We start from the raw sequence: 1,755 nt of genomic DNA, 5'->3' as shown, positions 1-1,755 counted from the left end.
GAGTCTACGATTTCCGAATGGGGAAACCCACGTGCATAAGCACGTATCATTAACTGAATACATAGGTTAATGAGGCGAACCGGGGGAACTGAAACATCTAAGTACCCCGAGGAACAGAAATCAACCGAGATCCCGAAAGTAGCGGCGAGCGAAATTGGGTTAGCCCTTAAGCTTTTATTGCGTCAGGTGAAGTGTCTGGAAAGGCACGCGATACAGGGTGATAGCCCCGTAGCTGGCAGCGCAGTTTAAGTGAAATCGAGTAAGGCGGGACACGTGATATCCTGTCTGAACATGGGGGGACCATCCTCCAAGGCTAAATACTCCTGACTGACCGATAGTGAACCAGTACCGTGAGGGAAAGGCGAAAAGAACCCCTGTGAGGGGAGTGAAATAGAACCTGAAACCGTGTACGTACAAGCAGTAGGAGCACCCTTGTGGTGTGACTGCGTACCTTTTGTATAATGGGTCAGCGACTTATATTCAGTGGCAAGGTTAACCGTTTAGGGGAGCCGTAGGGAAACCGAGTCTTAACTGGGCGCTCAGTCTCTGGATATAGACCCGAAACCAGGTGATCTAGCCATGGGCAGGTTGAAGGTTGAGTAACATCAACTGGAGGACCGAACCGACTAATGTTGAAAAATTAGCGGATGACTTGTGGCTAGGGGTGAAAGGCCAATCAAACCTGGAGATAGCTGGTTCTCCCCGAAAGCTATTTAGGTAGCGCCTCGGACGAATACTACTGGGGGTAGAGCACTGTTAAGGCTAGGGGGTCATCCCGACTTACCAACCCTTTGCAAACTCCGAATACCAGTAAGTACTATCCGGGAGACACACGGCGGGTGCTAACGTCCGTCGTGGAGAGGGAAACAACCCAGACCGCCAGCTAAGGTCCCAAATTATAGCTAAGTGGGAAACGATGTGGGAAGGCTTAGACAGCTAGGATGTTGGCTTAGAAGCAGCCATCATTTAAAGAAAGCGTAATAGCTCACTAGTCGAGTCGGCCTGCGCGGAAGATGTAACGGGGCTAAGCTATAAACCGAAGCTGCGGCAATACTCTTTTGAGTATTGGGTAGGGGAGCGTTCTGTAAGCCGTTGAAGGTGGACTGTAAGGTCTGCTGGAGGTATCAGAAGTGCGAATGCTGACATGAGTAACGATAAAGGGGGTGAAAAACCTCCTCGCCGGAAGACCAAGGGTTCCTGTCCAACGTTAATCGGGGCAGGGTAAGTCGACCCCTAAGGCGAGGCCGAAAGGCGTAGTCGATGGGAAACGGGTTAATATTCCCGTACTTCTTACAATTGCGATGGGGGGACGGAGAAGGCTAGGTGGGCCTGGCGACGGTCGTCCAGGTTCAAGTGCGTAGGCTTGAGGGTTAGGTAAATCCGGCTCTCTTTAAGGCTGAGACACGATGTCGAACTACTACGGTAGTGAAGTCATTGATGCCATGCTTCCAGGAAAAGCCTCTAAGCTTCAGATTGTAAGGAATCGTACCCCAAACCGACACAGGTGGTCGGGTAGAGAATACCAAGGCGCTTGAGAGAACTCGGGTGAAGGAACTAGGCAAAATGGTACCGTAACTTCGGGAGAAGGTACGCTCTTGACGGTGAAGTCCCTTGCGGATGGAGCTATTGAGAGTCGCAGATACCAGGTGGCTGCAACTGTTTATTAAAAACACAGCACTGTGCTAAATCGTAAGATGACGTATACGGTGTGACGCCTGCCCGGTGCCGGAAGGTTAATTGATGGGGTTAGTCTTT

The 1,755-nt window shown here is 50.8% G+C and carries 1 rRNA gene; it reads left to right on the top strand.

The window, feature by feature from the left end:
- Window positions 1-1,755: ribosomal RNA gene (locus tag ACM2FC_RS23420) — 23S ribosomal RNA — on the top strand; the annotation flags it as partial.

The sequence above is a fragment of the Vibrio sp. A37 genome, from assembly GCF_059777565.1.
Note: the sequence above shows the minus strand (reverse complement) of the source record. Positions and strands in the feature narration are given on the sequence as shown.